Raw genomic sequence first — 5,256 nt, 5'->3', positions numbered from 1 at the left:
GGACGGTTCGGAGGTTTACGTCCGTTTCGGGGTAAGGGCGAACACCCCGGGCTCGTCTTCGGTCAGGACGTGGCGGTTGACCATGCGTTTCAGCTTCGCGCGGGTGCCTTCGACGTGTTTCGGTGAGGGCTCGACGCCGAGCGCGAGGCAGATGTCCTTGGCCCGCATCCCAGCGGGCGCGGAGCCAAGGACAGCCAGGATCTGCTGGTAGGGGGCGCTGGCGATGGTCGGGTCATCGGCGGTGAACTCGGCGGCGGCGAGGGTGCGCAGGGTGCTGCGGGTGGTTGCCAGGTCGGCCAACTCGCCCTCGATGCGGGCGAGTTCGGTGGTGAGCGCGCTTATCTGTTCGCGGAGTCGATCGGTGTCCCGGCGTGCGGTGGCTTCACGGTCAGCGATCAGGTCGAGGACCGTGGTCAGGTTCATCCGTGTCGCCAGGACGGGGTGCTGGTGCCGGTGAGCCGGCGGACCATGTTGGCCATCGACGCCCACAGGGTGCGTGACACCGAGGATTCCGGGCGGCTCTCGTACTCGCGCACGAGGCGGCGGTGCAGCATCAGGGTGCCGTTGACCTGTTCCACGATCCACCGCTTGCGGATCGGCACGAACCCAGGTCGGGTGTCGGATCGTTTGACGACCTCGACGTCGACGCCCAGGACGGCGCCGTGCAGCGCCAGGTCCTGTTTGAACCCGGCGTCGACCCACGCGCGGGTGACCGTCGGGGTGTGCGCGGTGACGGCGTCGAGCAGCCGGATGCCGATCACGTTGTCCGTGACGGACGCCGCGGTCACCACGACCGCGATGATCAGCCCTAACGTGTCCACGGCCAGGCCGCGCTTGCGCCCCGGCACCTTCTTGCCGGCGTCCTTGCCGGTCGTGGCCGCGGGCACATGGTTGGCCGCGCGGATGGACTGGGTGTCCAGTACTACCGCGCTCGGGTCCTCGGCGCGGCCAGCCTTCTCCCTGGCCTAGTGTGCTGAGTCGTTAGTTCGTTGATAGGTTGTAGGTATGGGTGATGGCCGTGGTCCGAAGCTGGCGCCGTTGGAACTGACCGCCGAGGAGCGGGAGGCGTTGCAGGGGCTGGCGCGGCGGCCGAAGACGGCGCAGGCGTTGGCGGTGCGGGCGCGGATCGTGCTGGCGTGTGCGGAAGGGCTGTCCAACAGCGAGGTGTCGCGTCGGCTTGGGGTGTCGCTGCCGACGGTCGGCAAGTGGCGCAAGCGGTTCGTGGTCGATCGGGTGGATGGGCTGCGGGACGAGCCGCGCCCGGGCGCGCCGCGGAAGATCGGCGACGCCCAGGTCGAGGCCGTGATCACGAAGACCCTCGAAGAGCTGCCGCCCAATCGGGACAGCCAGTGGTCGACCCGGTCGATGGCCAAGGCGGTGGGGCTGAACCAGACCGCGGTCTCGCGGATCTGGCGGGCGTTCGGCCTCAAACCGCACCAGGTCGACAGCTGGAAGCTGTCGACCGACCCGCTGTTCGTGGACAAGGTCCGCGACATCGTCGGGCTGTACCTGGACCCGCCCGAGGCCGCCATGGTCCTCGCCGTGGACGAGAAATCGCAGATCCAGGCCCTCGATCGGACCGCGCCGATGCTGCCGATGATGCCCGGCGTACCCGGCCGGGTGACCCACGACTACGTCCGCCACGGCACCACCAGCCTGTTCGCCGCGCTGGACGTGGCCACCGGCAAGGTGATCGGCCAGACCCAGCGCAAACACCGCCACCAAGAGTTCCTGCGCTTCCTACGCACCATCGACCGGGCAACCCCGCCCGAGCTGGAGCTGCATCTGGTGCTGGACAACTACGCCACCCACAAGACGCCCGCCATCCAGCAGTGGCTGCTCAAGCACCCCCGGTTCCACCTGCACTTCACCCCGACCTACTCATCCTGGCTCAACCTCGTCGAACGCTGGTTCGCCGAGCTGACCAACCGCAAACTCCGCCAGTCAGCCCACCGCAGCGTCGCCGAACTAGAAGCCGACGTCACCGCCTGGATCGAGGCATGGAACGCCGACCCCAAACCGTTCCTGTGGACCAAGCCGGCTGACGACATCCTCGAAACGATCGCCGCATACTGCCAACGAATTAACGACTCAGCACACTAGCGCACCGCTGCTGATGGCGTCAGCACAGTACGACGCGGCTTCTCGCACCAAGTCAAAGTCGCGCCGTTCGGCCCGTTCTGGCCCCCTCGGCGTGAGCCTGCGATTCGCAGGAGCGCCTGTTCGCTGCCGTGGAATCGGCCGCCAGACGGGCACGTCAGTGACTCGCGGGTGGTGTCGGCACCGCTCTCCGGCAGAGCTAACCAGTCGTCGGCACCTGGTCCCGTCGAGGGTGCGGGCGCCACACCTCGTCGTGGCCTTGCGGCGTACCAGAGAGCCTCCCCACCAGTGGTGTCGACAGCGGTCGCCGGCAGCGGCGACGCGCATCCGACACTTCGTTCCGTCCTGTGTCCGACCTCCACAACGCGCCATGACTCAGCGTGGCCGGTTAATTACCCCCTCCACAATGGGCGACTGCTGTCGGACTAGCGGCTGCAAATCATGGCGAGGATCTGCTACGGCTGCGGACAACAGCCGCGGTGGGTGCCCTGGCACTCGGTGCTGAATCAGCCTGGGCGCATCTGCACAGAACGCTTCGGTGTGAACGCGGGCACGGGGCACCGTTGGATGTCATCCGATGCCGTCTTGCGCCGCAGAGTAGGGCTTTCTCTGCTGCCTTGTGTCGTCTCCTGCCGCCCGCTGCTGGTCGTTTCGATGCCTCCTCGCTGCCTATCCCGCTTGGAGGCCGGCCGACTCCGGCGGGTCGCCCACCGTCGCCGTGGCAGCGTTCAGCACGGCCCGGAGCGGGGCGTGTGGAAACGCGTCGCCCGTGCCGGTATCCGACCCTAGTCGCGTGCTGTAGAAGGGTTCGCCGTCGCGGTCGGCGTCGTCCTGATGGGCCCACAGGTTGCCGGCCTCGTCTCGCTGCCAGATGACGTTCTCACCACGGAAGTCGGCGCGTTCGAGCCAGTCGGCGCCGCACGGCCAGTAGCCCTTCCAGTGCGGAGGGCGTAATGCGGCGTATGCCTCGTCGACGGCGGCGACGGCCTGGTCCACGTCGTCATCGTCAAAGACGGCGGCGAATCGGCACAGCAGGGCCAACGGAGGCCCGGGGTGCTGCAGCTGCGGATTCCGCGCGGCGATCGCCCGGCAGATCAGGTCGAGTTCGGCCCAGCGCAACGCGTGCGGGTGCCAGTGTGCGAGGTCGTCCCATCCGAGCTCGGCCGGCTCTGCCAAGTCAGGGGTGGTGATACCCAGGCTGTAGGAGTCGGCCGAGGCGTCGATGCTCAGTACGACGTGGTGGCCATCGCCGACCTCGAAGACCACGTCGAGCGACGAGTCGGCGGAATCCTCATCCGCATCGTCGTCATCATCGTCGTCGTCCAGTAGGCCTTCGAGGTCACCAAGCCGATCCGCCCCGGGTCCCTCCTCGTGGGCGAAGGTGTACCGCGCCCAGAACACCGGATCGTGCAATGACTCTTGCAACACCGATGGAATCGCCACCGAGAGAACTATAGGGACGTCACCAGCGGCATCCCGAACGAGGTCAGCGGCGTGGTGGGCTTTCCCTGGCCTGACACTGTCAGCCTGAGAATCGTGTTGATCTGTACGGCGGGTAGTCGCGTCACCTGGGACATCGCTACCAAGCGTTGATCACCGGCCAGGTCGCGTGCCTCTGTGGCCCCGTGTTGACCGCTGCATCGGGCACGGATCGGGCACGACGCTGGCAGAACGAGACCACGGGCGCCGCTCGGCGTGCCAGGAGCCGGCGCAGGAAGGTCAGCCTCGCCCGGCACTGCTCGACGGTTCCGGTACGCGATCGTCCGGCCGGGTGCATTGCCTTGGCTACTCGCTTGGCTACTCAAGTCGTCGCCCCCAGGCTTCCCACCCCGTCGGGCCTCAGCTCACCTCTGCTCGGGCCGGACTCACGCCGCGCCCTGGCACCATCGTCAACTCGCTATAGCCAACCCGAAGCGCTGCGGACACCGCGCTGGACGGCCTCGACCAGGGCGCCGGATCGCCCGGCGCGACCTAAGGCTCAGCGGGTGTCGGGTTTGTTTGGGAACGTGTGCGGGCACGGAGGAACCAATGCGCGGCGACCAATGGGATGACGCCGACGGGGTACCAGGCAACATCAATGAGGTCGAACTGGGCGCCTAGCAGCTGGCGCGCGAGCCAGCTGCGTTGGGAGAGTGCCGCGGGTATGGGGGTGAGCTGTGCAAACTCGATGAACCAGCAGTATGCGATCGCGGCGCTGCCGGCGGCCAGTGGGGAGATCAGCGGCCATATGAAGATCACTATCGTGTAGACGATGGCTGCGGACAAGGCGGCGCCTGAGTACTGTTCGATGGGCCCGTCCATCGTGGCGCGGATTGCGAAGGCCGCGACTGTAAAGCCGGCTGCCGATACCACCATCAGCAGCCGAGTCCAGCGCACTGCGAGCGGCATCGCGCCATCATAAGTGGCAGCGCAGCTAAGGTGGCAGCTGGTCTGCTGAGCTTGGACGGGCCGCAGCTGCACCACTGCTGCACTGAAGCCAGCTGGTCGCTGCCCGCTATTTGCCAGCCAAGCCACCTGGTTGAGTTGAAGCGGAACTTAGAGCCGCTGTCCCGCCACCAGCGGGAACCCTGGTCGACGCCTGCTCATGCGGCGTCTTGGGCTGCCATGGTTCGGCACTGGTTGACGACGTTTCACGGTGTCTTGTGCCCCACCTGTGCCCCAGACCCTTTGTCGAGGGCTGCCCACCGTTGCCCGCGTCCGCGAAGCTGCGACCCGTCGTTGACGCCTTGGTCGGCGATCCGCGCACGGCCTAGCCTGTCCGCCATGGAGCAGTTGCGCGACCTTGCCACCGGCTGGCGATGGACGAGCCGGTCGGCGATGAGCTGCCGATGGCGGCTGCTCATGCTCTGACCCGAGGCGTCGACTCTCCGAGCTTGCGTGAGCTCGCCGGCCTTTCGAATGGCCAGTCGCGGGAAGCCGTCGACCTGTTCCGGCAGGCGATGGATGAGCTCGGCTGTCCGGTCCCGGACAAGAGCGACGCCCGGCTACACCTCATGCGTGAGGCAGCGGCAAACCTGGTTGCTGGAGAGGGCGACCCTGAGGACCTGGCACACCAGATTTACTGGCAGGCGTGCTACTCCGGACTGCCGGAGCTGCGGGAGGTGGGCGATCGCTTCTTAGAGGGCGTCTGATTCACGTATTTTGCGGGTTATGTGA

5 protein-coding genes and 1 pseudogene are annotated in these 5,256 nt (G+C 67.1%); 2 read left to right on the top strand and 4 right to left on the bottom strand.

Features of this window, described 5'->3' with window-relative positions; translation table 11 throughout:
• Positions 1-15: 15 nt before the first annotated feature.
• The gene (locus AB0H57_RS32405; protein ID WP_357512505.1) at positions 16-423 is read right to left on the bottom strand and encodes a hypothetical protein; all 408 of its coding nucleotides are present in this window, start codon (positions 421-423) and stop codon (positions 16-18) included.
• Positions 420-965: pseudogene (locus AB0H57_RS32400) on the bottom strand (transposase); the annotation flags it as partial. The gene AB0H57_RS32405 and the pseudogene AB0H57_RS32400, both read right to left, overlap by 4 nt.
• Before the next feature lie 40 nt (positions 966-1,005).
• On the opposite strand from AB0H57_RS32400, the gene AB0H57_RS32395 reads away from it, so the two are divergent.
• Positions 1,006-2,103: an IS630 family transposase gene (locus tag AB0H57_RS32395; RefSeq protein ID WP_357512503.1), complete on the top strand. Its 1,098-nt coding sequence runs from the start codon at positions 1,006-1,008 to the stop codon at positions 2,101-2,103.
• A 666-nt stretch (positions 2,104-2,769) separates the two neighbouring features.
• Here the strand turns inward: AB0H57_RS32395 and AB0H57_RS32390 are convergent.
• Both AB0H57_RS32390 and AB0H57_RS32385 read right to left on the bottom strand, forming a co-directional pair.
• Entirely contained in the window at positions 2,770-3,543 is a 774-nt protein-coding gene (locus tag AB0H57_RS32390; protein WP_357512501.1) for a hypothetical protein, read from the bottom strand.
• A 528-nt stretch (positions 3,544-4,071) separates the two neighbouring features.
• Entirely contained in the window at positions 4,072-4,488 is a 417-nt protein-coding gene (locus tag AB0H57_RS32385) for a DUF2809 domain-containing protein (protein ID WP_210779712.1), read from the bottom strand.
• Positions 4,489-4,898: 410 nt separating this feature from the next.
• Here AB0H57_RS32385 and AB0H57_RS32380 point away from each other — a divergent pair, with 410 nt between their 5' ends.
• The gene (locus AB0H57_RS32380) at positions 4,899-5,231 is read left to right on the top strand and encodes a hypothetical protein (RefSeq protein ID WP_357512499.1); all 333 of its coding nucleotides are present in this window, start codon (positions 4,899-4,901) and stop codon (positions 5,229-5,231) included.
• The last annotated feature ends 25 nt before the right edge of the window (positions 5,232-5,256 follow it).

This window comes from Micromonospora sp. NPDC050686, from assembly GCF_040654475.1.
Taxonomy (GTDB): Bacteria; Actinomycetota; Actinomycetes; order Mycobacteriales; family Micromonosporaceae; genus Micromonospora.
This window is presented reverse-complemented; position numbering and strand designations above follow the sequence as displayed.

Excerpts from the sequence above, each read along its gene's own strand:
- AB0H57_RS32405 (WP_357512505.1), bottom strand. The coding sequence starts at position 423 with ATGAACCTGACCACGGTCCTCGACCTGATCGCTGACCGTGAAGCCACC.
- AB0H57_RS32395 (WP_357512503.1), top strand. The coding sequence starts at position 1,006 with ATGGGTGATGGCCGTGGTCCGAAGCTGGCGCCGTTGGAACTGACCGCC.
- AB0H57_RS32385 (WP_210779712.1), bottom strand. The coding sequence starts at position 4,488 with ATGCCGCTCGCAGTGCGCTGGACTCGGCTGCTGATGGTGGTATCGGCA.
- AB0H57_RS32380 (WP_357512499.1), top strand. The coding sequence starts at position 4,899 with ATGGACGAGCCGGTCGGCGATGAGCTGCCGATGGCGGCTGCTCATGCT.